Below are 26,711 nucleotides of genomic sequence, written 5' to 3'. Positions count from 1 at the left end.
GTTACTTTAGCAACAGTTATTCTCCACTAAATTACTCTGAATTTTGGTTATATTATTTGCGGATTTCACTGCTGAAATCTCAAATTTTGAGCTTGTGTTCAAAAATGATTCAACTGACCTGCCAAAAAAATCATATCTCCATCCCTTGAATAATTTATCTGTCTGTCCAGATATTGACCCGGTTAACTCATCTTTTGAAGAAACTAATTTCCTTGATATGTTACTTTCTTTACATTTACTATCTAAAATAATTGAGAGTATATCAAGTACAGATTTGTCATAATTACTCGATAAGGTGTTGTTTTGCTGCATCCAATTTCTCTCATTTTCATTAAAAATATTCACAAACTCTAGTAAATCCGCATCTTTTATATTTTTTGTATTCCTCTTGAGATCATCTAAAATCTCATCAACATGCTCTACATTTTTTTCAATAAAATCAGCTATTACAGCATTATTGATTATTTTATTACGGTTCATATTATAGCGCTGTGCTAAGGTTTCTTGCCACTCACTAACTGCTTTAACAGTTAGTATCAATCTTGGATTTACTTCATAATTAAATTTAATCCTCTTCCATGCATCTTTTGGGCTATGTAAATACTTATTTATATCAACTATTGATTCCATCTCTTCTTGAAACCAACCCATCCTATTATTTTCTTCAAGTTTATTGCACAATATTTGGTATAGGTCATATAGGTGTACCACGTCGTTTACTGCATAATCTAACTGATCTTCGGACAACGGACGCCTTAACCAATCTGAATTTTTAGCTTTAATTTTATCCAGTGCTATTCCTTGATATTGCTCCACTACTTTTGAGTAACCAATAAAGTCATGATAATAATGACAAAACATAGCAGCAACTTGGGTATCAAAAATGGGAGTGGGAATACATTTAAACACAGTGAGTAAGGATTCTATATCCTGCCGGCAGCTATGAAACACTTTGGTTATCCCCTGATTTAGCATTATTTTCTTAATGAATGATAAATCAATTTCTGGCACTAATGCGTCTACAATAAAACTCTTCTCTCCGTAAGAAATTTGAATTAACGATAATTTTGGGTAGTAGATTAAATTATTTCTAATGAACTCCGTGTCAACTGCTATAAATTTCGGCTTTTTTGCTATTAACTCTTCACATGTATTCTCCAGTTCTGATGTTGTACTAATTAGCATATATTTTTTATTCAGTGGATTTATTTTATAATTTATATTAAATTTTTGCAATTAATGACTTATTGTAGGACTTTCTATCACTCATTGGCATCACACAAATAGCCTTTTCCATCCCAATCCCAGTGCTTCCTTCTCCTGTCATCCCAGTGCCCTGACTACTTGGATCTAGCAAGCTTTGCTTGCAAATAAGTCTAATACGCGTCGCGTTTTATGCCAAAACACAATTGGAGTTACATGCAAAATAGATCCCAGACTGGGATGACAAAAAAAGGAGCACTGGGATGACAGCAGTCCTACGTCATACCGCCGCGGTATCTCTAGATCCCGCTAACAAGTAGCGGGATGACGATTGTCGTTTAGCTATAAATATTAAGAAATTTACCAAATAAAAAAAAGGCAAAAGAAGCCCTGGGGTTATTATCCGCTTTAAAATATTGGCGTTTTTTATGTTTTAAACGCTTGACAAGCAAGATTAAGCTGCTTTTAATTGCAACTAACTTACGCTGCAAATGTTTAAGAAATTTACTAAGCAGAAAAAAAGACAAAGAATCCCCGAGTTAGCTAGTCTTTTACTATCTCTGTCGAGTATTGGCATTTTTTGATGTCTTGTAACGCTTTATAAGCGCGTTCAGCTTATTTAGATAAAAATCTAGATGTAGATGAAGTTTTGTAAAGACATACAGTATCTATATACTGCAAAAAATTCAACATAAGACGCCGATACATTAAGTAATCCTTACCTTTTAATCTGCAGATTGGCGAAAGCAAATACAATAGCTTCACTATCATGATAAGGGCGCTGGCGAAGGGTGTCAAGTAAGTTTTTCGTTTCTATAGCTACTACCACGATTGTATAGGTAATTCTTCACTTATAATAATGATTCAAGCCTTCAGCTCCTCAAACACTTCACTTGCTCTATTTAAAACAGAATCAGGAAAACCAGCAAGTTTTGCTACATGTATTCCATATGACTCATCTGCAATGCCTTCAATTACTTCATGTAGAAAAATAACCTCTCCGTTCCACTCTCTTATTTTTACACAAAAACATTTCACGTTCTTCAAGTATTTGCTTACTTTAGTTAATTCATGATAATGAGTTGCAAAAATGGCGCGGCACTTATTTACATTGTGAATATGTTCAATCACCGCCTGTGCAATAGATAATCCATCATACACCCCTGTGCCCCTACCAATTTCATCAAGTATCACCAAGGAACGGTCCGTTGCCTGATTTACTATCGTTGCTGTTTCGATCATCTCTACCATGAAGGTAGAATAACCAGATGTTATATTATCCGTTGCGCCAACCCTGCTGAATATCTTGTCAATCACTCCAATATGTGCACTCTCTGCTGGCACAAATGACCCCATGTGAGCTAAAATTGCAATGAGAGCGTTTTGCCTCAAGAAAGTGCTTTTTCCAGCCATATTAGGACCAGTAATTAGATGTATACCAGCTAAATTGATGCTATTTGCAATGAATTTATCGTTAACTTCAACCACTGGATGTCTTCCGCTACAGATATTGAACTCTTTGCTGTCATCAATAATGGGTTTTACGTAATTATTTTGCACTGCAAGCTCTGCAAATGCGGTTCTAATATCAAGTTTTGCCAAAGCATTTGCAGCAAGAGCAATTTTTTCAGATTCTTTAGCGACTTCACTACACAGTTCACTAAAAATTTTCATTTCTAAGCCGATTGCAGCATCACGTGCCGTAAGAATTTTATTTTCTAGTTCTTTCAATTCATTAGTAGTGTAGCGCATGCTATTTGCTAAGCTTTGCCTATGAATAAATATATCCGAAGTTATTTTGTGATTTGCCGACACTTCAACGTAATAACCAAGTATGTTGTTGTGTAATATTTTGAGTGCGGCAATGCCAGTTAGGTCGCGATAAGATTCACGGAGTTTGGTTATTAGTTTATTACTATTATTTAATATGTAGGATAACTCAGATAATTCTGAGTTGTATTTTGAGTGAATAAATCCTCCTTCTTTCACGGAACTGAGGTTATTATCGAGTATAGCACTATTTAACAGTTCAAATAGGTCTTTATGATTGCCAAGGCTTTTATGTATTGTGCTTAGTTCACTCTCGTCTGATTTTACTGTCATTCCAGCGCGTGACGCTGGCTGGATCTCAGTTTGGATGACATATTGTTGTGGGAGAGATCCATTTTCACCTGATTCAATTTTACATAAGAACTCAGACAATTCTAAAGTCTTTCCTAGGCCTATTTTCAATAGGTTCATATCCTTTGGTGAACCACGCCCTAGTATTAAGCGCGATAAAGACCTTTCAATATCCGGAATGTTAGATAATATCTCTCGTATTTTTCTGCGTGGCTCATGATTATTTACAAAAAATTGAGCGGTGCTGAGCCTCAAATTGATTGCCTTGGAGCAAGCAAGGGGTGAAGCGAGCATTTGTTTGAGCAGGCGTCCACCAGAAGCTGTAACTGTATGATCAATAACTGAAATTAGTGAACATTTCTTTTCACCAAATTGAGTTGAAAACAACTCAAGATTTCTCCTTGCTGAAGCATCAATAAGCATGAAATTTTGTTGCTTATAGGTTTTTGGGAATTCAAGCCTTGGAATGGAGCCCCTTTGTGTTACTCTGACATATTCAAGCAGTGTACCACACGCCATGATTTCTACTTTGCTGAAATTTCCTATACTCCCAAGTTCCCTGATTTTATAAAACTCGCATAATGTTCTGTGAGATTTACTATACTCAAAAAAGCTCTGTGCGTGTTGCGTAATTGATATTTTATAATTTTTTAAAATCGATCTAATTTTTTCGTCCTCAGTGAATTTTTCAGAAATTAATAATTCTCTTGGTGATATACGCAATAAATCACTATCTAGAGCTTTCAAACTCGTTAAAGTGTGAAAAAATTTTCCCGTTGATAATTCAAGCCAACTAATAGCATATTCGTCATTTTGTTCAACTATGGACGCGAGATAATTATTGCTTTTATCCTCCAGTAGTGAATCTTCTATAATTGTACCTGGAGTTACAACTCGCACTACATCACGTTTTACTATGGATTTATAGCCCCTCTTTTTTGCTTCATCAGCAGTTTCTAATTGATCACAGATTGCTACTTTGAATCCTAAATCTATTAGCTTGTGCAGGTAAGACTCACTACTGTGTGCTGGCACTCCACACATTGGTATTTCTTGCCCACACGAATTACCTCTCTTAGTGAGCACTATATTCAGCAATTTCGCAGCTTTAATAGCGTCATCGAAAAACAATTCATAAAAATCTCCTAGCCTATAAAATAGCAGATGATCTTTGTATTGAGCTTTCAGGTTCAAATACTGCTCCATCACAGGGGTGTTTTTTTCTTTTACGAAGCTCATAATATTTTTTAATATATTGTATTGATAAACGTTATTATAGATTATATTGCACATGTGGATAACATAAATTTTAAATAGGTGTATAGAGGGAAAAATTTAAAACAATTAAATTTCTTGGATCCAAGTAGTCAGGACACTTGGATGACATAAAGAGTAGGAGTATTTGATGACAAAAAAACAAAAAACGCAGTTGTCATTCCAGCGCGTGACGCTGGAATCCAGCTTCTATGCAACCTCATCAAAAACATTCATTTAGTGTAAGATCAGCTACTTTCCATGCTAGTTTGCTTGTTCACAAGCAAACTTTTCTGGATCCCAGTGTCAAGCACTGGGATGACATCATAGGGGCGCTGGGATGACACCCTCCTTGTGTGTATTATAGCTAAAGTGACTTACGACAATTTGAAAAACGACACATTCGTCATTCCGCTACTAGTTAGCGGAATCTATACCGCGAATGAATCGCGGTATGACGTGTTGCTTGGGTCAGCTATATGTAAGTTATGGCCCTTCTTTATTATTTTTATTAGCGGCAGTTGTATCATCAACAGATATTTCAGAGCTAACAGTGCTAATAGTTTTTTCTATCGCTTTAGCCTGTTCATAGTCTTGACTCAAAAAATACATGGCCAGCCCAACAGCTATACTAGCAACAAGAACAGATGCTATCATTACACCTAGTATCATACCACCAGAAAGACTTACTGCAACATACACACCAGCTCCAAGTACAACACCAAGAAAACCACCAATCATTATGCCAGGCACCAAACTGCCTACCATAGCGCTTTCTTTTTTCGTATTAGCTTGTTTTTTCATACTTTTAATAAGTACTTCTTTTGTTTTTCCTTGAGCTAAATCTGAAGGAATTTTATTATCCGCGTTTTGTATCAAAGGATTTGCACTATATGTAACAAGAAGGGTGGTTATTTCTTCAGTTTTATTACCTATAACTGCATGATGTAGTAATGTATTTCCCTCTTCATCTTTAAAGTTTATATGAGTACGAAATTCTTCATCTAGATTTCTTATTGGGTTGTTTTTTGCATATATCCTAGATTGTATTGCTCCATCTAAGTATTGTATTACTTGTTCTAGTGATTGCTCGCCAGGATTTTGTATAAAATGAAGCAGAATTTCGTGTACTATCGCTTCCTTTGTAGTTTTTGGGCATCGTAAAGCACATGCAAATGTGTCTTTATTAATAGTTATTTCTTTGTTTTGTTTAAGGAAATCTTTTAACTTTCCAACTCTATTTATACTGTTATTTTCGCTAGTAATTATCGATTGTAAAGTTTTTCTGTTATTGTCACCAGTCATGCTATCCTCCTTGGTTTGATTGCATTGCTCATTAATAAATAATATAATAAATCCTGCTAAAAGTCAAGCAATTGATTAATAAGTTAATATAATCCTCCAAAAGGAGCTCCTTACTTTTTGTTCAGTATGTCCATTGGATCAGACTCTTTAAGCTTGCTGTTTGCTGAATTTATTCATCACAATAGCTACAATGTGCTATCGAAGTTCTCTGTAATCTTAGTTGGTTCTTCTAGAATATTCAAAATATCAGTTGCACAATAAACCCGATCTCTCTTTCCTTGAGAAGTTTGTGAAACGATGCCTAAATCTTCAAGCTTTACGATTGCTCTTTGGGCTGTTGTAAATACGACACCTAAGTTTTCAACCACTTTCCTTATAGTAAAGTAAGGGTTTAAAGACTATTAACTAAATCATTGTCCCATTCAAATTTTGGTGGCAAGGGGCTTGGTATAAATGCCTGATAACCAGCGAATACTTTGCCTGATGGTGATCCTTTAATATACATTCATTCAACCTAGCACACTATTTTTATAGTATATATTATTTTCAAATAAAGTCAAAAATGAAAATAAGGCTTTATCTTATTTGCGTGCATGAAAATAAGAAACTCTCTTATTATTGATTTTGCTCAAAAACGAAAATAGAAGAAGCTGCTGAACTTTATATATCCTGTTTTTCTGGAGAACTGCTATAAAACTTCTGAGTGAAGTCACTTAATTTTTACACATCTATTGTAGAGTAAGAAGAACCGAATTTGAAACAAAAATGCTAACTGATGCTTGGACTTTACTGACACTTACACTACTTGAAACTATACTTAGTGTAGACAATTTAATCTTTATTTCTCTAGCAATAGATAAGGTACCAAATGCGCTGAGAGAAAGAGTGCGCCTTATGGGCCTTGGATTAGCACTATTAATGCGTTTTGTAATACTATTTTTTACATCATCTATATTGTCAATGCAAAAACCTATATTTCACACTGCATCAGCAAGGGATTTACTTATGATCGCAGGGGGATTATTCCTTATTGTTAAAAGCTCTATGGAGTTACGGGATGACATCTTTGTATGTAAGAAAAATAAAAAGAAAGCAAACGTTAAATCAAAATTTTTTTTAGTTGTGCTACAAATTATATTAATAGATTTAGTTTTTTCGGTTGATTCGATATTAACTGCTATAGCACTAACTTATAACATGGTAATAATTGCTACAGCATTTACATTTTCCATGCTAGCAATGCTGTTTTTATCAAGTTATACCGCCCAGTTAATCAAATCTAACCCAGGGTTAAAAATAATCGCCATTTTATTTATTTTACTTGTCGGTGTGTACCTCATACTTCATGGATTTCATATAGAGTTACCAAAAGGATATTTGTATTCTTCATTTATGTTTGCACTGCTTGTGGAAATTATAAGCAAAATAAAGAAAATTAACCGTCATACCGCGATTCATTCGCGGTATCTCTAGATCCAGCTAACAAGCAGCGGGATCTTTTTGATTTACTCCCACTCAATAGTTGCGGGTGGTTTAGAAGTGATATCATAAACAACTCTATTTACTCCGGGAACATTATTAACAATTATACTGCCGACATTGCGTAAAAAATCCCAAAATACTAGCAAGTGTTGATCCTTATCTTCAAATGGAAATGCATCGGCTGTCATACCATCAGATGATGTTACAGCCCTTAAAGCACAAACATATCCATACGTACGACCATCTCCCATAACGCCTACAGTTTTTATTGGTAATAATACAGCAAAAGCTTGCCATATCTTATCATATAGATCGTAATTTTTCATCGTATTAATATATATTTCATCTACTTCTTGCAATATTCGCACCTTTTCTTCATCGACTTCACTTATAATCCTCACTGCAAGTCCGGGTCCAGGAAATGGATGTTGAAATATTATCTCATCTGAAAGCCCAATTTCTTTTCCAAGTAGCCTTACCTCATCTTTAAAGAGGTAACGTAAAGGCTCCACTAACTTCAGATTCATCTTTTCTGGCAACCCACCAACATTATGGTGAGACTTAATTGTACTAGTGTTGTCTGAGGCATGCCCTGACTCAACTACATCAGAGTAGATGGTACCTTGCATCAAAAAATCCACATCACCTATTTTTTTCGCTTCTTCTTCAAACACTTCAATAAAAGTGTTACCGATAATTTTTCGCTTTTCTTCTGGATCAGTTATTCCCTTCAATCTACTCAAAAATAAATTTGATTTATCAACGTAGTTTATCGGAATCTCTTTCAACATAGCAATGGTCTGGTTCTTGCGTAACAACCCAGTATCGATAAAAATACAGTTCAATTGTTTTCCTATAGCTTTATGTGTGAGAGCCGCTGCAACACTTGAATCAACCCCACCACTTACTGCAGCGATTACTTTTTTCTCTCCTACTACATTTTTGATTTTTTCCTTTTGCTCCTCAATAAACGACTTCATTGTCCAGTCTCTTTCGCAATTTGCAATATCCAAGAAGTTAGAGAGCAATTTACTGCCATTTGTTGTGGGCCTCACTTCAGGATGGAATTGAGTACAGTAAATCTTTCGCTGTTCGTTAACAATCATTGCAATTGTTTGATTTATCACACCTGATGCGATAACAGTAAATCCCTGTGGTATAGTATCAACACTGTCCGCATGGTTCATTAATACATCCACCTCAGAATTAACATCCCAGGTATCCTTTATAATGGGGGATTCTTTTAGCATCTTGATTTTAGTTCTGCCAAACTCCTGTTTGAAACTCTCTTTTACTTTTGCTCCAAAATAATGACAAATGAGTTGCTGTCCATAGCATATTCCAAGTATAGGAACGTTTATTGCCTCATTAAGTTTTATAATTTCATGTACTACTCTACTTGTTTCAGAACAATCATCATTTACAGATTGTGGTCCTCCAGAGAGAATAAACCCATTGAATTTTGATATTGTTTCAAAACTGATGTTGCTTGGAAATATCTCACAATAAACGCCCATTCCTCTTACTTGTCTTGCGATAAGCTGTGTAAACTGTGAACCAAAATCAATAATGGCAATTGCTGACAATTTGCTCCTCCATATTATTTTAAGCAATATCTGATAATAAAGAAAATAATGGAGCAAGTAAACCAAGACCTCTTTAAAAGCTTTAACGTGTGGTGCAAGTTAGCTATATAGCTAATTTTCCTACACCATAGCACTGCGGCGCTAACTAGTAGCGGAATGACAGCAATCTACGTCATACCGCCGCAGTATCTCAGCCGCTAACAAGTAGCGGGATGACGGTTGTCAGGCTAGCTGTCATCCCAGTGCTTGACACTGGGATCCAGGAAAGTTTGCTTGTGAGCAAGCAAATTAGCATAGAAAAACGTTTTCGATGAGATTGCAGAAAGGCTGGATTCCAGCGTCACGCGCTGGAATGACACCTTCCGTATAAATATTAAAAAATTTACCAAATAAAAAAAAGGCAAAAGAAACCCTAGTCATTGTCTATTTTTAGTATTGGCGTTTTTTAAGTCTTAAACGCTGCAATTTAGCTGCTTTTTAATGCAACTCACCTTAGTTTAAATGTTTAAGAAATTTACTAAGCAGGAAAAAAGGCAAAAAAACCCCGTGTTAGCTAGTTGTCACTCTCTAATCCTGCAAATCGGCGTACTATACTGTCTTAAACGACTTATAAGCGCGTTTCAGCTTATATAGGTAAAAACCTAAAAATGTTGTGAAGACGTAAGGTGTGCATAGTGCAAAAAATTAAAAATAAGACGCCAACTACGTAATACTGTTGTCGTTTAATCTGCACAGATTGAAGATAAATGAATACCTTCATTATCATGATAAGGTGGCTGGCGAAGCTTGTCAAGGAAGTTTTTTCGTTTCTATTCCCAATAAAAGTGCGTTATATGGTTATGCAAGAAGTCTATTTACCCATTTGCTTAACTTTCTCTCTACTTTTTCTGAGTAAGGCCGCTATTGGCATGACAGACATTCATCGTAGTCAATATCTGTTTTTTGTTGCAATATTTCACTTTTTTTGAATATGTCATGCGAGACCTTATCGGCTCTCTGCATTGATTGTGATCTGCAGTAATATAAGCTCTTCAATCCTTTTTTCCAAGCAAGCATGTGTATTTTGTGCAAGTAACGTTTATGTACGTTGGCAGGTAAGAACAGATTTACTGATTGAGATTGACAAATATACGAAGTTCTATCACTTGCATGTTCTATAATCCATCTTTGGTCAAGCTCGTACGCTGTTTTAAATGTCAATTTTTCATGCTCACTAAGAAAATCTAAATGCTGAACGGAACCCTCGTTTGTTGAAATTGAAGACCATATTTTATCATTGTCTTGATTTTTTTCTGCTAATAGTTTTTGCAAGAATTTATTTCGCACTACAAATGAACCTGTAAGTGTCTTTTGTATGAATACGTTTGCTGCATATGGTTCTATTCCAGGAGAGGTATTACCTGCAATAATGGAGATCGAAGCAGTAGGAGCAATAGCGAGCTTGTGTGTAAACCTTTCCATTAGATCAACTTCTTTGGCATCAGGACATGCTCCCTTTTCTTCTGCTAATTTTTTAGAAACTATATCTGCTTGCTCGCGTAAATACTTAAATATTTTTTTATTCCATTGTTGTGCTGTTACTGATTCAAAAGGAACCATTTTGCTTTGTAAAAATGAATGAAAGCCCATCACACCAAGACCAATACTGCGTTCTCTTATTGCAGAATATTTTGCTCGCTGCATTTCATTCGGTGCTTTATTTATGAAATCTTCCAATACATTATCAAGAAAGCGCATTATATCTTCTATGAAGAGTTTATTGTCTTTCCATTCTTCGTAGTACTCAAGGTTTACGGATGATAGACAACACACAGCAGTGCGTGACTTATTCAGGTGATCATAACCTGTGGTTAAAGTTATTTCACTGCATAGATTTGACATCTTGATGTCTAAGTTGAGCTTTTTGTAAGATTCTGGCTTATTGTTATTTGTTGCATCAAGGAAAATAATGTAAGGTTCTCCAGTTTCAACTCTTGCTGTTAATATTTTGATCCATATATCCCGCGCTTTTACAGTTGAAATAACCTTATTGTTGTGAGGGCTTATTAAATTCCATTCTTGATCATTCTCAACAGCCTGCATAAATTTATCTGTTACTATTACAGCATGATGTATATTTAACGCTTTGCGATTTGGGTCACCGCCTGTTGGCTTGCGTAAATCTAGAAACTCTTCTATCTCCGGATGAGATACAGGAAGGTAGACTGCTGAACTTCCTCGCCTTAGGGATCCCTGACTAATTGCAAGCGTTAGAGCATTTTGCACTACAATAAATGGAACAATTCCTGATGTTTTGCCGCTACCCTTTACGCTTTCGCCTATTGAGCGTAAATTTCCCCAATAACTACCTATGCCTCCTCCACGTGCAGCAAGCCAAACATTTTCGTTCCATAGATCAACTATTCCCTGCAAGCTGTCTTCGGTTTCATTAAGAAAGCAAGAGATAGGTAACCCTCTCTTAGTGCCACCATTGCTGAGTATTGGTGTTGAAGGCATGAACCACAAGTTGCTCATGTAGTCATAAAGACGCTGCGCATGTTCTTTATTATCAGAATAGTAATTAGCAATACGTGCAAAGAGGTCTTGATAACTTTCATTTTCTATTAAATACCTGTCTGATAGAACTGCTTTTCCAAAGTCGGTTAATTTGCTGTCCTTTGCGTAATCAATAGTAATGTTATTCATAAAATTCCTTTTATCCTTTTATTCTTTTATTATATATAGATACTTAAAAGCCACTTTGAGTAATTTTTAAGTTAGGTTTTTCGGATTTTCTTGTTGATGCTGTAATGCAAACAAGATACCGTCAACCTGACTGCCATATATTTTACAGTAACTCATATAACTTATTTGCATATTTATTTCTTTTGCAACATGTTGAACATAACTTTCTGAGTGACGAAAATAGTCTCCTTTGTTTACAAAGTCAATACCTTCACCTTCCTTTCTTCTTATTAAACATACAATAACTCCTTTTTTGCTCGTAGATCTTTTTGCTAATTCCAATTCTTCTTGAAAGTCATGTAGATAATGTAGCACTTCAGCAAAGATAATTACATCATACTGCTGGTTTTTCTCTTGTTTAAGAAACTCTTTCATTTCCATATGTATTAATTCATTGTAAACAGGCTTACCTTTTATAAAGCATCCTCTTGCGATATTTAGCATTCTACTTGAAATGTCAATTCCTGTTATATGGTTTCCAATACTATTTATTTTCAAGAAATGACCACATATTCCAGTTCCACAACCAAGGTCGAGTATATTGAGCTCAGAAGTGGAGTTGTTGAAGATTTTTGTAATTATCATGTGTACAAGTTCATGCCCTCTATATTGTTTGGCAATCAACCAATGCTCAACAAAATATTCACCTGTGTAATCAAAATATTGTCTTATGAGGTTTTTTGGCAATTCTGTAATAGGCGCTGAGTTTGTCATTTTTTTTATATAGTAAGACGCCTCCTCGTGGTCATTATCTAATTTTAGTGCCCTTGTTAAATAATTATAAGCTTTGTTAGTATTCCCTACCGCAAAATGACACCTTCCGATGTTATACCAGACTATAGGTAAATGGGGGTAAAATATGCTAATTAACCAAAATCGTAACTTTGCATCTGATATGCTACCTTTATAAAAGTGATATAAACAGATTTCAATGTTGGTGTTTAACAGGTTCTTAGATTTTTTAAGAAGCACTGTCATTTCTTTATGAAGAGTATTATATTTATTCACAATGAAGTGTTTTACTTTCTTAATATTTAATACGCCAATGAGCTTAGACATACAATTTAAAGCAACGTTTTTTATAAAAGAGAGATTACTTTTCATACGTTAGAAATACTCCGAATGTTTATTATCATTTTTAGGCAATTGATTTTAACACATTTTATCTTACAAAATATCTTTTTTATTAATTTTTACTGTATATATAAGTTTACCACATATTTCTCAGATTATACTATTTAGGATTGCTAGTATATTGTTGTTGATAATATAAGTAAATGTTTTGTGCAAAAAAGCGTTGACATATTATTTATTAGGTTATAATATATAAAAGATTAATTTAGTTTTTAGATGTTTGACAAGTTTTATGGTAGAGATTAATTTAATCTCAATTCAATTTTAATAATATTTAACTCTGCATATTCTGCATATAGTCGGATAAATAAATTATTAAGAGCACTTGATGGATGCCTTGGCGTTAAGAGGCGATGAAGGACGTGGCAGGCTGCGATAAGCTGTGGGGAATTGTCAACAAATTTTGATCCGCAGATTTCCGAATGGGGAAACCCAACTAGTTTAGCTAGTTATTACGTACTAAGTATGTAAAGCAAACTTGGTGAACTGAAATATCTAAGTAGCCAAAGGAAAAGAAATCAACCGAGATTCTGTTAGTAGTGACGAGCGAAAGCGGAAAAGGCTAGTGATTTAAGAATAAGAATTAGAATACTCTGGAAATAGTAACCATAGAAGGTGATAGTCCTGTATAAGTAGAAAGTTTTTAAATCCTTGAGTAGAGCGGGGCACGTGAAATCCTGTTTGAATATGGGGGGACCATCCTCCAAGCCTAAATACTCCTTAACGACCGATAGTGAACAAGTACCGTGAGGGAAAGGTGAAAAGAACCCCGGGAGGGGAGTGAAATAGAATCTGAAATCAAGTGCTTACAAACAGTTGGAGCTCTATATCAATTTATTGATATTTAGAGTGACAGCGTACCTTTTGCATAATGGGTCAGCGAGTTAATCTATGAAGCAAGCTTAAGCCGTTAGGTGTAGGCGTAGCGAAAGCAAGTCTGAATAGGGCGTTTTAGTTTTATGGATTAGACCCGAAACCAAGTGATCTAGTCATGACCAGATTGAAGGTGTGGTAAAACACACTGGAGGATCGAACCAGTTAATGTTGCAACATTATTGGATGAGTTGTGATTAGGGGTGAAAGGCCAATCAAACTTGGAAATAGCTGGTTCTCCGCGAAATCTATTTAGGTAGAGCGTTGTATGTATGTTGTTGGGGGTAGAGCACTGGATAGACTAGGGGGATTCACCGTCTTACCAAATCTAACTAAACTCCGAATACCAACAATTAATTATACAGCAGGCACACTACGGGTGCTAAGTCCGTGGTGAAGAGGGAAACAACCCAGATCACTATCTAAGGTCCCAAAATTACAGCTAAGTGGGGAAGGAAGTAGAAAAACCATTACAGCTAGGAGGTTGGCTTGGAAGCAGCCATCCTTTAAAGAAAGCGTAACAGCTCACTTGTCTAAATAAGTTTTTCTGCGCCGAAAATGTACCGGGGCTAAAGCTGTATACCGAAGATGTGAGTGCTTATTGATTTCGATCAATAGGCGCGGTAGCGGAGCGTTCCGTAAGTCTGTGAAGGTGGTTTGTGAAAACTGCTGGAGATATCGGAAGTGAGAATGCTGACATAAGTAGCGTAAAAGAGTGTGAAAAACACTCTCACCAAAAATCTAAGGGTTCCTACGTTAAGTTAATCTGCGTAGGGTTAGTCGGTTCCTAAGGCGAGTCCGTAAAGGAGTAGTCGATGGCAATTAGGTTAATATTCCTAAACCTCTTAAGTGTGACGGGTTTCGTATTTGTATAGATCTTATTGGATTGATCTATGCTTAAAAGAAGCTCCAGGAAATAGCACTTATATTTATGAGGCCGTACCGCAAACCGACACTGGTGGATGAGTAGAGTATACTAAGGTGTTGAAAGAATGATGTTGAAGGAACTCGGCAAATTATACCTGTAACTTCGGAAGAAGGGTAACCTGCTTTTAGGCAACTATGAGTAGGTGGCACAAAATAGGGAGTAGCGACTGTTTACTAAAAACACAGGACTCTGCAAACACGTAAGTGGAAGTATAGGGTCTGACGCCTGCCCGGTGCTGGAAGGTTAATAGGAAGGGTGCAAGCTCCGAATTGAAGCCCCAGTAAACGGCGGCCGTAACACTGACGGTCCTAAGGTAGCGAAATTCCTTGTCGGGTAAGTTCCGACCCGCACGAATGGCGTAACGATTTCTCCACTGTCTCCAACATCACTTCAGCGAAATTGAATTCCCCGTGCAGATGCGGGGTACCCGCGGTTAGACGAAGAGACCCCGTGCACCTTTACTATAGCTTTACATTGCTATTAAAAGTGTGATGTGCAGGATAGGTGGGAGACTTTGAAGTTATGGCGCTAGCTATAATGGAGTCAACCTTGAGATACCACCCTTTACACTTTTGATATCTAACTATGTTTCATTATCTGGAACTAGGACATTGTATGGTGGGTAGTTTGACTGGGGCGGTCGCCTCCTAAAAAGTAACGGAGGCGTGCGAAGGTAAGCTAGAGCTGGTCGGAAATCAGCTTGATAGTATAATGGCATAAGCTTGCCTGACTGCGAGGCTGACAAGCCAAGCAGAGACGAAAGTCGGTCATAGTGATCCGGTGATTCTGTATGGAAGGGTCATCGCTCAACGGATAAAAGGTACGCCGGGGATAACAGGCTGATGGTGTTCGAGCGTTCATAGCGACGACACCGTTTGGCACCTCGATGTCGACTCATCACATCCTGGGGCTGAAGAAGGTCCCAAGGGTTCGGCTGTTCGCCGATTAAAGTGATACGTGAGTTGGGTTTAGAACGTCGTGAGACAGTTCGGTTTCTATCTGCCGTGGGTGAAGGAAATTTGAGAAGGTCTGACTCTAGTACGAGAGGACCGAGATGGATATACCTCTGGTGTACCAGCTGTTATGCCAATAGCATCGCTGGGTGGCTATGTATAGATGGGATAATTGCTGAAAGCATATAAGCAAGAAACCCTCTTCAAAAAGATTTCCCAATTAAGGCCGTGGAAGACTACCACGTTGATAGGCTAGGTGTGGAAGCATGGTAACATGTGAAGCTAACTAGTACTAATAGCCTGATTGATTTATTTGTTTTCTATATGTGTGTATGCAGTGTTAAATATTAAGTTAAAATTGTTAAGTTAGAAATTTTTATTGACTTGGTGGCTATAGCAAAAATGAACCACCCGATCTCATCTCGAACTCGGAAGTGAAACTTTTTAGCGCTGATGGTACTTGAAAAGGGAGAGTAGGTCGCCGCCAAGTTTATAAAAATTTCTTTGTTAATTAGACAGTAGGTATACTTATATTTTAACTTTCTTGTTTTGTTACTATTCTTTAAGTTTTTACTTTAACCACGATATCTTTTTTTTCTTATATGTTCTTGGTCATTTTCTACATTATTTAGCATTGTTCCTACTTCCCCTAATTGATTCCCTTTTGAAGGAGAATTACTGATTTCTGGTAATATTACATTACCTCCCACTTTTTTAAATAATTCTTCTTGTTGGCGAAATGCTGACCTCCAATCTGTTCCTGTTCCTTTAGGAAGAAATAAGAATTGATACATCTGACCAAAGCCTGTGTTATTTACCTCTTTTATATGCTCTACCATTCACCACACCCATTAACTATTTTTAAAAATTTTACCTATATTATCATAAAAAATATAGTTGTAAATACCTTAATTGAGATTTTTTTTTATTTTATCTTTTTTAAGCAAATAGTTAGATCTTTTTGTAAGTTTTTATAACTTGCTTGCATAATGTTTCTATGAGTTAGTATTATGTAGTAGTGCCCTATATTACTTATATTTAAAATGCTAATTTTAGCAAGCATTCGTAGTTGCCTTTTTATTTTATTTCTTTTTGCTGCTTTTCCGGTTTTTTTACTGATAGCCAGACCTACTCTAATAGTATGAATGTACTTTTCAGGTTCTCTTTCTTTTATAGCGTACAGTGATATATAAAGCCCACGATAAAAAAGACTGTTGAGTGCTAACTTATTTTTGAAAGCAGAAGAAAAATCTTTTTTTTTATACTTACTATGCGCATAATTTGTTACACCCTAATGAACGGCGCCTATTAAGGATTTTTCTTCCAGCTCTTGTTGCCATACGTGAACGAAATCCGTGTCTGCGCTTTCTTATCAAATTTTTTGGTTGAAATGTTCTCTTCATTGTTTTTATATTAATATAATTATTTATTTTAAATTGTTTTACTTTATTGTCAAATAATGGTGAACTTGTATGACATTTTCGTAGAATAAAATTTGATGCATGGAAGAATGAATTCGGTGATAGTCATACCTGTCTTACTAATCCTTTTATTTTGTTTTAGTAGGTTTCAAGAAGTAAATAAGGTTAAATCTTATCTATATCTTAGTTGTGTATGGATGCTAACTTGGTTGTTAGTATTCTATAATAATTGTTTTGTAACTTTTATTTCTATAGCGTTACTTTTTTTCATGCTCGCTTTTATCTTTAAAAATAAAAGAAATAAGATAATAAAACTTTCGTTATTTGTGGCTTTGGCCATATCATTTTTTATCACTTTATTTATAATGCTGTCTATTTTTATTCAATCCATTAGTTTTTTTAATAAAGTAGCTATTTCAGAATTCTTGTTTTGCTTGAAATGGGGCCACAATGTAGTCACTATCAATGAAGAGAAGATAGGATGTTTTGGTATAGCGCCGCTTTTAGTTGGTACATTACTTATAACTATTATAGCAATGTTAGTTGTCGTTCCGCTTGGTTTATTTTCTGCAATATATATTAGTGAATATGCGAGTGAGAAAGTGCGTTATATTGTTAATACAACTTTGCAAGTTTTGTCTGCTATTCCTACGGTTGTATATGGATATTTCGCGGTTGTGTTTTTGTCTTTCTTTATAAAGCAGGTAGCAAATTTTTTTGGTTTAAGTATACACTCAGAAAGTGCCTTAGTTGCCGGTTTATCGATTGGGATAATGATTCTTCCTTTTATTATTTCTTTACTCGAAGATGCCATAAGATCTGTTCCAAAAAGCTTGCGTTATGGCTTCATGGCACTTGGTGCAACTCCAGCGGAAACTATATGGCATATAACAATACCTTATGCAATGCCTACAATTTTAAGTGCAATTTTATTGTCAATTTCAAGAGTGATAGGTGAAACAATGATTGTGCTAATGGCTGTGGGAATCAACGCAAATTTGACTTTTAACCCTCTTAATTCAGTTACTACCATTACCGTGCAGATCGCTACATTACTTACCGGAGATCAGGATTTCAATAGTGTACAAACTCTTGCTGCTTATGCGCTTAGTTTAGTATTGTTTATTATTACTTGGCTATTAAATGCATTTGCATTGTTTGTAATGAAGCGTAACTAGTAAGCGTTTTAATGTTGCAAAATTTCTATTAATAATATAAAATTTATTTTCTTTAGAAGTTCTTTTATGGAATTATAGTGTTAGGTGATAAAAATAAAGAGATGAATATAGGTAGAGCGATTAAGGTAACTCAAGCAGTTGTTGATATAAAATTTGAAGGTGAATTGCCTAAAATATTTAATGCTTTAAAAAGCAAACTAAAATATAAGGATAAGGAGCTGGTTTTAGAAGTTTCGCAGCATATAGGTGACAATATAGTTCGTTGTATTGCTATGGATAGCACAGATGGCATGTCAAGGGGGGATGAATTTGTTGATACAGGTGCACCAATATCGGTGCCAATTGGGCGTTCAACTTTAGGAAGGATTTTTAATGTTGTTGGAGAGCTTATAGATGAGTGTGGTCCACTGAAGGGAAAATATAACTTAGAGCCTATACACAGAGCACCTCCAAGTTTTACTGAACAGAGAATACAGGAAGAAGTTTTAGTTACAGGAATAAAAGTTATAGATCTTCTTGCACCTTATCTTAAAGGAGGAAAAATTGGCTTATTTGGTGGAGCCGGTGTTGGTAAAACAGTCCTAATAATGGAATTAATTAATAATATAGCAAAAGCTCATAAAGGATTTTCTGTGTTTGCCGGGGTAGGGGAGAGAACGCGTGAAGGTAACGATCTTTATCACGAGATGATCACTTCAAATGTAATAAATATAAATGAGCATGAAAAATCTCAAGCTGTTTTGGTTTATGGTCAGATGAATGAGCCTCCTGGAGCAAGGGCTAGAGTTGCTTTAACAGCACTTACTATGGCAGAGTATTTTCGTGACCGTGAAAACCAAGATGTTCTATTTTTTGTGGATAATATCTTTAGATTTACACAAGCTGGTTCTGAAATTTCTGCTTTACTTGGAAGAATACCGTCAGCTGTTGGTTATCAGCCAACCCTTGCAACTGATATGGGTGCAATGCAAGAAAGAATAGCTTCAACAACTTCTGGCTCTATTACTTCTGTGCAAGCTATATATGTTCCTGCGGACGATTTAACTGATCCAGCCCCAGCAACTACGTTCTCTCACCTTGATGCCACCACAGTGTTGTCAAGGCAAATAGCTGAAATGGGAATATACCCTGCTGTTGATCCACTTGATTCAACTTCTCAGTCTTTATCTGCTGAAATCATTGGTGAAGAACATTATAAGGTAGCTTCTGAGGTGAAACGTATATTGCAAACTTATAAATCACTGCAAGATATTATCGCAATACTTGGTATGGATGAGCTATCTGATGAAGATAAAATTATTGTTGATAGGGCTCGTAAGATTCAGAAATTTCTTTCTCAACCTTTTCACGTTGCAGAAATATTTACTGGCATGCCTGGTAAATTTGTTTCACTTTCTGATACTGTTTCCAGTTTTAAAGGGATTGTTGAAGGCAAATATGATCACTTACCAGAGGCTGCTTTTTATATGGTGGGGAATATAGATGAAGCAATAAAAAAGGCTGAATTAATACAAGCTGAAGCTAAATAAAAGTTAAAGATTATGAATACTTTTAAAGTGCAATTTTTCTCTCCTGATGATCAAATTTCATTCAGTGGAGTGGTTTCTCTTTCAGTAACTGGGCTCGAAGGGGAGCTTATGATTTTAGCTCACCATGCTCCTTACTTAATTTGTTTATTGCCTGGTATGATTACTGTTAAAATGAGTAACCAAACAGAAAAGAAGGTTGTAATTGATAGTGGCGTATTAGAAGTTGCAAGTAATAATTGTAGCATTATAACAAGTCAAATTCAGGTTTTTGATCGTGCAATTCATGATGAGAAATCGTTTAAAAATAAGAGAATTAGTATATATTTAAGTTATCTTGATGAGAAGTTTCTTTCTTAGTTATTTTAGGCAAAAAGTCAATTATCATTCAAGTGGCTATAAGATTTTTGCTCAGGGGGCTCTTTTTTGTCATCCCAGAAACCCCGGGGTGTCATCCCAGTGTCGGAGTACTTTAGGTGTATGATCCCAGAGTGTGATGGTATGGGACCATACACCTAATCAAATAAAAATTAAAGAAGGAGAGTTGGTTGTAACGGTTGGAGATAACGACTTTGTTTTACCTGGAATTTACGTTGGATAAACTACAAAAAATAACAGGTAAAAATCAACGTAAATTTAAGATAAATCGATTTTATTAGTATTATCAAATCAAAATCTGTTTTTAATTAATCAATAATACTTTTTTACATATTTTCATCCCCTTTCATGGATTTTTTAATTTTATAGATGATATCTAATATTATTAGAAGCATTGTAAAATATCTTATGAGAAAAGTTATAAAATATATTAGCATTATTGGTATTGCATGTTTAGTATTGTTATTTTTTATATCTAATGTGGAAACACGCGTAAAAACACAGGAAGAACAATTATTCCTAGCTGTAGAAGATGGTAATGCACAAGAAGTAAAACTATTACTCAAAAATGGTGCAGACCCAAATTGACCTTACCCAGAAAAAGTAGAGAGAAAGTTAAGACGTTTTTATCATGAGAATAAATTGTGCAGGAATGCAATAGTTAATAGTAGAATGTCTACGTTATTTGTTATAAAAGATTTCTATGTATTCAAATATGGCAGTTCTGGTTTGTTGAGCGAAAAGTATCAATAAGCAGCTCCCTTTTAAGTGAACTTTTCTGCAACAGAGTTATCGTAACAACAGCCCTTATGGCTTATGCTGGAAATGATGTTTTTTGTATTCAATAGAAATTGGTAATTTTGAGAGGTATACTGTGACCCTTGATCGCTATGTATAGCTCTTTCCATAAAAGTCCGGATGTGATAGGATAAGGATAGATGATGATAAGGAGGTTGAATGCCAGCAGCATATAGTTATGATTTAAGAAAAAAAGGAATGGAAGCGCTAGACGAAGGAGAAAGCAGAGAAACAGTGGCAGCAAGATTTAAGATTGGACGAACTACTTTATGGGAGTGGCAGCAAAGAAGAAAAGAAACAGGAGACTTTCAATCAAAAAAACTTGGAAATGGGGGTTACAATCACAAAATTACCGACTGGGATACCTTTGCCAAATTTGCCAGAGAACACGGAGGAAAGACTCTATCGGAAATGGCTAAACTTTGGAACAACGTTAGTATCCAAACGATCTATCGAGCCCTTAAAAAAATTGGATTTACGCGCAAAAAAAGACATATGGATACAAGGAAAGAAACGAAGAAAAACGTGCTGAATTTTTGAAAATTATAGCGACAAAAGAACCTAAAAACTTAGTGTATATAGATGAGTCTGGCATTGATAACACCGAAGACTACCCCTACGGATATTGCCAGAAAGGACAGCGGTTTTATGCCTTAAAATCTGGAAAGAAAACTCAACGAATCAGTATGGTTGCAGCCTTAAGTGGAAGAAAGATAGTTGTTCCGTTAACCTTTGAAGGCCACTGTAATATGGATGTTTTTAATGGATGGTTTGAGCAATTTTTGACACCGATCTTGGAACCTGGACAGACTGTCATTCTTGACAATGCTACTTTTCATAAGTCTGATAAGATTATCGAGCTTGCTAAAGGGGTTGGTGCAGAAATTTTGTATCTGCCGCCTTATTCTCCAGATTTCAACAAAATTGAGCATCATTGGTTTGCTATAAAAAACAGAGCCAGGAAAAACATTCCTCTATTCGAATCCTTTCGTCGTGCTGTTGATTCTGCCTTCCTATGACCTGTTCGGACTATTATGAGAAATGCTATAACTATTGCATTCCTGCACAATTTATTCTCATGATAAAAACGTCTTAACTTTCTCTCTGCTTTTTCTGGGTAAGGTCAAATAGAGAATTTTACAAAAATCTATTTTTAACTTACAATCAATTATTACAATTTTAAACCTACAATTTATGTACAACAGACTTATAGTCAAATCTTTTTCAGTATTATGCATCTGTTTATTTGCTTTATACATAACACTGCCAAATTTCTTTGATAATAAGCTTTTTATTTCGAAAAAAAGAATAAACTTAGGCCTTGACCTGAAAGGAGGGGCATCTTTGCTTTTAAACATAGACTTAGACTTCTATTTTAAGGAAAAGCTAAGCATGCTAGCTAACGAAATAAAAGAGACATTGCTAACAAAAAATATTGAATCTAACGTACAAAATAGCGTTATAACTTTAAATAATATTGATGATTATAAAAAAGCATCTGTGTTGATTAATGCGATAAATCCAAATTTAGAGCTAAATAGAAAAGATTCTTCGATTCTCATTTCGTATAAACCCCATTATAAAAATTCTTTGATCAGTGAAGTAGCTGCAGAATCAATAAACAATGTCCAGCGCCGTTTGGACAAACTTGGCACAAAGGAAGTCAGCGTTCAAAAACAAGGGCAGAATAAAATATTAGTGCAGGTGCCTGGAGTAGAAGATACCAAGCAGATAAAATTTCTGCTTGGCAAAACTGCTAAGCTAGCTTTTCATTTGGCAAACACTAACATAGCCAAGGTGCAGGATATAGACCATGAAACCACTGTCATGCTCAAGGATTCTTTAGGTAATTCTTATCCAATATTCCGCAAAACTGAAATAGGTGGTGATTCGCTGGTTAACGCATCAGTTAGATTTGGTCACTTAGGTAAACCAACAGTGCATTTTAAATTTGACAGCATAGCGAGTAAAAGATTCGCAAAAATCACTAAAGAAAATGTGGGAAAACCTTTTGCAATTGTTCTGGATAACACAGTCTTAACAGTACCTACAATACGTGAGCCAATTTTAAATGGAGAGGGAGAAATTAGCGGTAATTTCACTGAAAAACAAGCAAGCGAACTTGCAATACTTTTAAAATCTGGAGCACTGCCAGCACCACTTAAAATAATTGAAGAAAAAAACATTGGCCCAAGTCTTGGAGAAGAATCAATAAAGGCAGGGGAAATGGCAGCAACAATCTCTATTATAGCCGTGGCTTTATTTATAATCATCACTTACGGCAAATTAGGTGTATTGGCCTCTGTTGCACTTTTTTCTAATGTAGTTCTTATATTATCAATTCTCACTCTGCTTGAAGCAACTCTAACTTTACCTGGAATTGCCGGTATTGCACTTACTGTTGGTATGGCGGTGGATGCAAATGTTTTAATATTTGAGCGAATTCGTGAGGAAATCAAATCTGGCAAGAGAGTGGAACGTGCTATTGAAGAAGGGTTTAAAAACGCTATAAAGACAATACTGGATTCAAATATCACTACATTAATTGCTGCAGGAATAATGTTCATTATTGGCAGTGGAGCAATAAGAGGCTTTTCTGTCACTCTATCAATAGGAATTTTATGTTCGATGTTTTCTGCAATCACAGTCACAAAACTCCTGATAGAGTTGTGTATGAACCCGAAGGAACTAGTGCTTTGTTAGTCAACTACCTTCATTCCCACAACGTTATATCCTGAATCAACGTGCAAAATTTCTCCAGTAGTGCCACTACTTAAGTCGCTTAATAAGTATAACGCTGCCTTGCCAACATCCTCTATTGTAACATTGCGTCTGAGCGGAGAATTATTTCTATTCCATTCTGATATGGAGTGAAAATCGCTTATTCCAGAAGATGCTAAAGTTCTGATTGGACCAGCGGAAATTGCATTTACTCTGATATTTTGTGGCCCGAGATCACATGCTATATATTTTACACTTGCTTCAAGTGCCGCTTTACATAAACCCATAACGTTATAATTTGGCATAACTTTTTCAGCGCCATAATAAGATAAAGTAAGTAAACTACCACCATTTGACATCATTTTTTCAGCCCTTTGCGCTAAAGCAGTAAAAGAATAGCACGATATATGCATTGCATTGAGGAAGTTATCCAGTGAAGTATTGACATATTTACCATCTAACTCATTTTTATCGGAGAATGCTATTGCATGCACCAAAAAGTCAAGAGTACCCCATTTTTTCTCTATTATTTCGAAAGCGTTATCTATGATTTTTTCATTTGAAACGTCGCAGTGTAATATTAGCTCCACATTTAGTTCATCTGCTATTGGTGATAGTTTTTCTTTTATTATTTCATTCTGGTAGGTGATTGCAAGTTCTGCTCCGTGCTCTGAGAGAGTTTTTGCTATACCGTATGCTATTGATCTCTTATTTATTATTCCGGTTATTAATCCCTTTTTGCCTTGTAATAGACTTGTCGTCATAGAACTATCTGTTTTTTTATAATTTGGAATATTAACTAGGTAAAGTCAAGATATCACTATGTTTTAAAATATTTTTTGCAGTAACTTGAAGTCTATAAACAGTAATCTTGATTCTTCTACAACAAAGCCATCCCATATGACATTTTGCCTATACCCAATTAAGCATATTAATAAGTAAGTAAATCTTAATATAATCTTATTATACTTATAAATACGCTGTATAGAATGAAAGTATGGATGATTTCATAACTGCAAGAAGAAAAGATGATGCTGTGGTATCTGTTTGTCAGGATAATAAGAAAAAAAACGTGTTAATTTTAGGGCTCAATCAAGCCGCAAGGAATTTGTTAAAATACGAGGAAGGGAATTTACTTAATAAGCCGTTAATCAATATTTTAAGTGCAAGAACAGCTGACGACATGAAGAATTATTTAGAGTATACCGAAAATGGGCACGATTTACTTGATATATTACCTAAAGTGATAGATTTTTCCTTAACTGATGCTAAAGGAGAAGATATCAGGACAAAAGTAAAAGTTTTCCGCACTGCACAATTTGCCAGTAATAAAATAAATTATGAGCTATTAATACGTGATATCAGTTTGTCCCATAAACTAGGAATCTTTAGAGATAAATATCTAATGGGTAAAAAATATAAAAACCATGACTTATTCGATATACCGGGCAATGAGTCCACTATTCTAGAGTTATACGTTATATTAAATTTTGCCTTTCAACATCAAATTAATGCAGCTATAGGAGTGATTGGCTTAAATAGTAGCTGTAGTGAGACAAATAATGCACTGAAAGTTATCATAGAACATTTTTATAAAAATTGCCGTAGTGATGATTTTCTAGGGTATATTGATGAGAATAAAGTGCTTTTTGTTTTGATTAACTGCGATGTAAAAAGTACATCTAAAATAATTAATCGTATACATTCTGCCATTAATAAGCAGTTATTAATGCAAAAATTACCAAGTGTATCAATAATTTATGGGAATATAGCTCAAAAACAGGCAGCAAAATCTACCAGCGGTGCCTTCTGAAAAGTTGTTTTTTATTTATATTGAGTTTAAACTTAAATTTTTATAAAGATTTAAGTTTATTTATGAAGTTAAAGTACTACCTGGTAGCACTGCTTTCATCATTGTTTTTGCAGAATAGTGCTAGCTCTAAAACAATTTTGGATAAGGAAATATTTTATGCAGAACTAGACGGAAAAATAGATTTGAGATTCGGCTACGCCTTCAACAGAGATTCTTTCAATGCTAAGCCTAAGGATAAAACTTCAAGTTATTCATACTTGCGCTTTCTTTATTTACAGCAAGTTTATCCAAATACTCAAATGGGGGTTAATGTTAAGGTAGGGGTTTCTGGTATTGCAAACCTAAAAGCGTTAGACATAGAAAAGTTAGACATGGAGGAATGGTATTTTATCATAAAAAACCAGGAACTTGGATCAATTGAATATGGTAAAAGAAGTTTAGTTGGTCAGAGCATGTTAATTAACACTTCAAAAATTTATGCAGCTGCTGGAGGAGTAAATGGTCATTGGACAAACTATGCAAATTTGCGCGGTGATCATAAAAAAGATGGTGACCCTGGATATGATCAAGACAAGGTGTTCTGGGTCAAGCCCAATATTTATAGCGATTATAATGAACTCGAACTAGGGTTAAAACAATCATCAATTAACTACATCTCCCCTGAAATCTATAACTTTCAACTCGGATTCAGTTATGTTCCAGGAAAAAATAACTTACAGTACAGCAATTTAATTGCTGCTGGCCTTTCCTATAAAAACAGCTTGTCAGATGATATAGGTTTTACTACTGCCTTAACTGGTGAATTTGCAAGAGAAAATTTAACTGATTGCTCAGATGGGACTTCTAAAAATTATGAATGCCGCAATCAATTACTACACTGGAATTTTGGTTTGAAGCTAAAATTGTTCGATCTTGATTGCATTTTTTCGTATGGTAATGGTGGTAAATCTGGTGAGAAGCGTAATCCTGAAACAAATAATACGTATTATATGAATGCAGGTATCGCTTACCGTTCTGATTCTTACAAATCGAGCTTAACATATTTTAGTAGTGGTAGGGATATTGCAGGCGAAGGTACAAACGAGTTAACATCATATGCTTTAAGTCTTGAAAATTCTCTTTTTTTAGGTACTTCATACTATTTCGATATTGTAAAGTTTAGTACAAAAGAGCCTAAAATAGAAAATAACAGCTCTGGTTATGTGTTCTTGGCTGGACTGAAATTAAGTTTTTAATATTGCCTCCTTCCAACACTCTTTTCTGTCATCCAAGGTAACCGTTCACAGATTTCCACTTAATTTTTCAATCTCACT

General features: G+C 35.3%; 22 protein-coding genes, 2 rRNA genes and 1 pseudogene. 12 read left to right on the top strand and 13 right to left on the bottom strand.

All coding sequences use genetic code 11. From position 1 onward, the window contains the following. Positions 1 to 6 precede the first annotated feature (6 nt). The 5 genes from AAGD93_RS04750 to AAGD93_RS04730 all read right to left on the bottom strand — a co-directional run bounded on the left by AAGD93_RS04750 (position 7) and on the right by AAGD93_RS04730 (position 6,251). The gene (locus AAGD93_RS04750; RefSeq protein WP_010962422.1) at positions 7 to 1,185 is read right to left on the bottom strand and encodes a ribonuclease D; all 1,179 of its coding nucleotides are present in this window, start codon (positions 1,183 to 1,185) and stop codon (positions 7 to 9) included. Between the two features lie 37 nt (positions 1,186 to 1,222). Continuing rightward, positions 1,223 to 1,357: a hypothetical protein gene (locus AAGD93_RS04745; protein WP_265026831.1), complete on the bottom strand. Its 135-nt coding sequence runs from the start codon at positions 1,355 to 1,357 to the stop codon at positions 1,223 to 1,225. 710 nt (positions 1,358 to 2,067) lie between these two features. Beyond that, a complete protein-coding gene (gene mutS, locus AAGD93_RS04740; protein WP_341819915.1) occupies positions 2,068 to 4,563 on the bottom strand; it encodes a DNA mismatch repair protein MutS in 2,496 nt (831 codons plus the stop codon). Positions 4,564 to 5,064: 501 nt separating this feature from the next. After that, on the bottom strand, positions 5,065 to 5,883 hold the full coding sequence (locus tag AAGD93_RS04735) for an ankyrin repeat domain-containing protein (RefSeq protein ID WP_341819188.1): 819 nt from the start codon (positions 5,881 to 5,883) through the stop codon (positions 5,065 to 5,067). Between the two features lie 185 nt (positions 5,884 to 6,068). Further along, the gene (locus AAGD93_RS04730; RefSeq protein ID WP_006279522.1) at positions 6,069 to 6,251 is read right to left on the bottom strand and encodes a hypothetical protein; all 183 of its coding nucleotides are present in this window, start codon (positions 6,249 to 6,251) and stop codon (positions 6,069 to 6,071) included. Between the two features lie 397 nt (positions 6,252 to 6,648). Here AAGD93_RS04730 and AAGD93_RS04725 point away from each other — a divergent pair, with 397 nt between their 5' ends. Beyond that, complete coding sequence (locus tag AAGD93_RS04725) at positions 6,649 to 7,356, top strand: TerC family protein (RefSeq protein WP_038199715.1); 708 nt, start codon at positions 6,649 to 6,651, stop codon at positions 7,354 to 7,356. A gap of 32 nt (positions 7,357 to 7,388) precedes the next feature. Here the strand turns inward: AAGD93_RS04725 and guaA are convergent, their stop codons facing one another. The 3 genes from guaA to AAGD93_RS04710 all read right to left on the bottom strand — a co-directional run bounded on the left by guaA (position 7,389) and on the right by AAGD93_RS04710 (position 12,779). After that, complete coding sequence (gene guaA / locus AAGD93_RS04720) at positions 7,389 to 8,951, bottom strand: glutamine-hydrolyzing GMP synthase (RefSeq protein ID WP_341819187.1); 1,563 nt, start codon at positions 8,949 to 8,951, stop codon at positions 7,389 to 7,391. Positions 8,952 to 9,851: 900 nt separating this feature from the next. Next, a complete protein-coding gene (locus tag AAGD93_RS04715; RefSeq protein WP_341819186.1) occupies positions 9,852 to 11,636 on the bottom strand; it encodes a ribonucleoside-diphosphate reductase subunit alpha in 1,785 nt (594 codons plus the stop codon). A gap of 66 nt (positions 11,637 to 11,702) precedes the next feature. Then, positions 11,703 to 12,779, bottom strand: coding sequence for a class I SAM-dependent DNA methyltransferase (locus AAGD93_RS04710; RefSeq protein ID WP_341819185.1), 1,077 nt, complete (start codon positions 12,777 to 12,779; stop codon positions 11,703 to 11,705). A gap of 335 nt (positions 12,780 to 13,114) precedes the next feature. On the opposite strand from AAGD93_RS04710, the gene AAGD93_RS04705 reads away from it, so the two are divergent. Beyond that, positions 13,115 to 15,880: ribosomal RNA gene (locus AAGD93_RS04705) — 23S ribosomal RNA — on the top strand. Positions 15,881 to 15,946: 66 nt separating this feature from the next. Next, positions 15,947 to 16,053, top strand: a 5S ribosomal RNA gene (gene rrf, locus AAGD93_RS04700). An 85-nt stretch (positions 16,054 to 16,138) separates the two neighbouring features. On the opposite strand, the gene AAGD93_RS04695 is transcribed toward rrf, so the two are convergent. The 3 genes and pseudogenes from AAGD93_RS04695 to rpmH all read right to left on the bottom strand — a co-directional run bounded on the left by AAGD93_RS04695 (position 16,139) and on the right by rpmH (position 16,966). Further along, positions 16,139 to 16,402 carry a hypothetical protein gene (locus AAGD93_RS04695; RefSeq protein ID WP_065094928.1) on the bottom strand — a complete coding sequence of 88 codons (264 nt, stop codon included), beginning with the start codon at positions 16,400 to 16,402 and terminating at the stop codon, positions 16,139 to 16,141. A gap of 86 nt (positions 16,403 to 16,488) precedes the next feature. After that, a pseudogene (rnpA, locus tag AAGD93_RS04690) lies at positions 16,489 to 16,764 on the bottom strand (ribonuclease P protein component); the annotation flags it as partial. A 67-nt stretch (positions 16,765 to 16,831) separates the two neighbouring features. Next, positions 16,832 to 16,966, bottom strand: coding sequence for a 50S ribosomal protein L34 (rpmH, locus tag AAGD93_RS04685; RefSeq protein ID WP_006279898.1), 135 nt, complete (start codon positions 16,964 to 16,966; stop codon positions 16,832 to 16,834). Positions 16,967 to 17,073: 107 nt separating this feature from the next. Here rpmH and pstC point away from each other — a divergent pair, with 107 nt between their 5' ends. The 5 genes from pstC (at position 17,074) to AAGD93_RS04660 (ending at position 20,654) form a co-directional block, all read left to right on the top strand. After that, positions 17,074 to 18,162 (top strand): phosphate ABC transporter permease subunit PstC, encoded by a 1,089-nt coding sequence (gene pstC / locus AAGD93_RS04680; protein WP_038199744.1) that lies wholly within the window; start codon positions 17,074 to 17,076, stop codon positions 18,160 to 18,162. A 101-nt stretch (positions 18,163 to 18,263) separates the two neighbouring features. Next, on the top strand, positions 18,264 to 19,691 hold the full coding sequence (gene atpD, locus AAGD93_RS04675) for a F0F1 ATP synthase subunit beta (protein ID WP_012673086.1): 1,428 nt from the start codon (positions 18,264 to 18,266) through the stop codon (positions 19,689 to 19,691). A gap of 12 nt (positions 19,692 to 19,703) precedes the next feature. Continuing rightward, positions 19,704 to 20,048: a F0F1 ATP synthase subunit epsilon gene (locus tag AAGD93_RS04670; RefSeq protein WP_341819184.1), complete on the top strand. Its 345-nt coding sequence runs from the start codon at positions 19,704 to 19,706 to the stop codon at positions 20,046 to 20,048. Beyond that, positions 20,029 to 20,172, top strand: coding sequence for a hypothetical protein (locus AAGD93_RS04665; RefSeq protein WP_156518021.1), 144 nt, complete (start codon positions 20,029 to 20,031; stop codon positions 20,170 to 20,172). Before AAGD93_RS04670 ends, AAGD93_RS04665 begins: the two co-directional genes overlap by 20 nt. A gap of 302 nt (positions 20,173 to 20,474) precedes the next feature. Next, positions 20,475 to 20,654: an ankyrin repeat domain-containing protein gene (locus AAGD93_RS04660; RefSeq protein ID WP_223823054.1), complete on the top strand. Its 180-nt coding sequence runs from the start codon at positions 20,475 to 20,477 to the stop codon at positions 20,652 to 20,654. A gap of 176 nt (positions 20,655 to 20,830) precedes the next feature. On the opposite strand, the gene AAGD93_RS04655 is transcribed toward AAGD93_RS04660, so the two are convergent. After that, complete coding sequence (locus tag AAGD93_RS04655) at positions 20,831 to 20,974, bottom strand: hypothetical protein (protein WP_341819183.1); 144 nt, start codon at positions 20,972 to 20,974, stop codon at positions 20,831 to 20,833. A gap of 49 nt (positions 20,975 to 21,023) precedes the next feature. Here AAGD93_RS04655 and AAGD93_RS04650 point away from each other — a divergent pair. Together AAGD93_RS04650 and secD are read left to right on the top strand one after the other, a co-directional pair. Further along, positions 21,024 to 21,883 (top strand): IS630 family transposase gene (locus AAGD93_RS04650; RefSeq protein WP_341819182.1). Its coding sequence is split into 2 segments (ribosomal slippage): positions 21,024 to 21,348 and positions 21,348 to 21,883, totalling 861 coding nucleotides; the frame shifts between segments, so codons are not numbered across the junction. Between the two features lie 175 nt (positions 21,884 to 22,058). Further along, positions 22,059 to 23,567 carry a protein translocase subunit SecD gene (secD, locus tag AAGD93_RS04645; protein WP_341819181.1) on the top strand — a complete coding sequence of 503 codons (1,509 nt, stop codon included), beginning with the start codon at positions 22,059 to 22,061 and terminating at the stop codon, positions 23,565 to 23,567. Here secD and AAGD93_RS04640 read toward each other — a convergent pair. Beyond that, complete coding sequence (locus AAGD93_RS04640; protein ID WP_006280349.1) at positions 23,564 to 24,349, bottom strand: enoyl-ACP reductase; 786 nt, start codon at positions 24,347 to 24,349, stop codon at positions 23,564 to 23,566. The two genes, secD and AAGD93_RS04640, sit on opposite strands and share 4 nt — an antisense overlap. A gap of 233 nt (positions 24,350 to 24,582) precedes the next feature. Here AAGD93_RS04640 and AAGD93_RS04635 point away from each other — a divergent pair, with 233 nt between their 5' ends. Both AAGD93_RS04635 and AAGD93_RS04630 read left to right on the top strand, forming a co-directional pair. Beyond that, a complete protein-coding gene (locus AAGD93_RS04635; protein WP_341819180.1) occupies positions 24,583 to 25,398 on the top strand; it encodes a hypothetical protein in 816 nt (271 codons plus the stop codon). A gap of 62 nt (positions 25,399 to 25,460) precedes the next feature. Then, the gene (locus tag AAGD93_RS04630; protein ID WP_341819914.1) at positions 25,461 to 26,633 is read left to right on the top strand and encodes a porin; all 1,173 of its coding nucleotides are present in this window, start codon (positions 25,461 to 25,463) and stop codon (positions 26,631 to 26,633) included. Positions 26,634 to 26,711: the final 78 nt, after the last annotated feature.

The sequence above is a fragment of the Wolbachia endosymbiont (group A) of Brachyopa scutellaris genome (assembly GCF_964026995.1).
Classification (GTDB): Bacteria; Pseudomonadota; Alphaproteobacteria; order Rickettsiales; family Anaplasmataceae; genus Wolbachia; species Wolbachia pipientis.
Note: the sequence above shows the minus strand (reverse complement) of the source record. Positions and strands in the feature narration are given on the sequence as shown.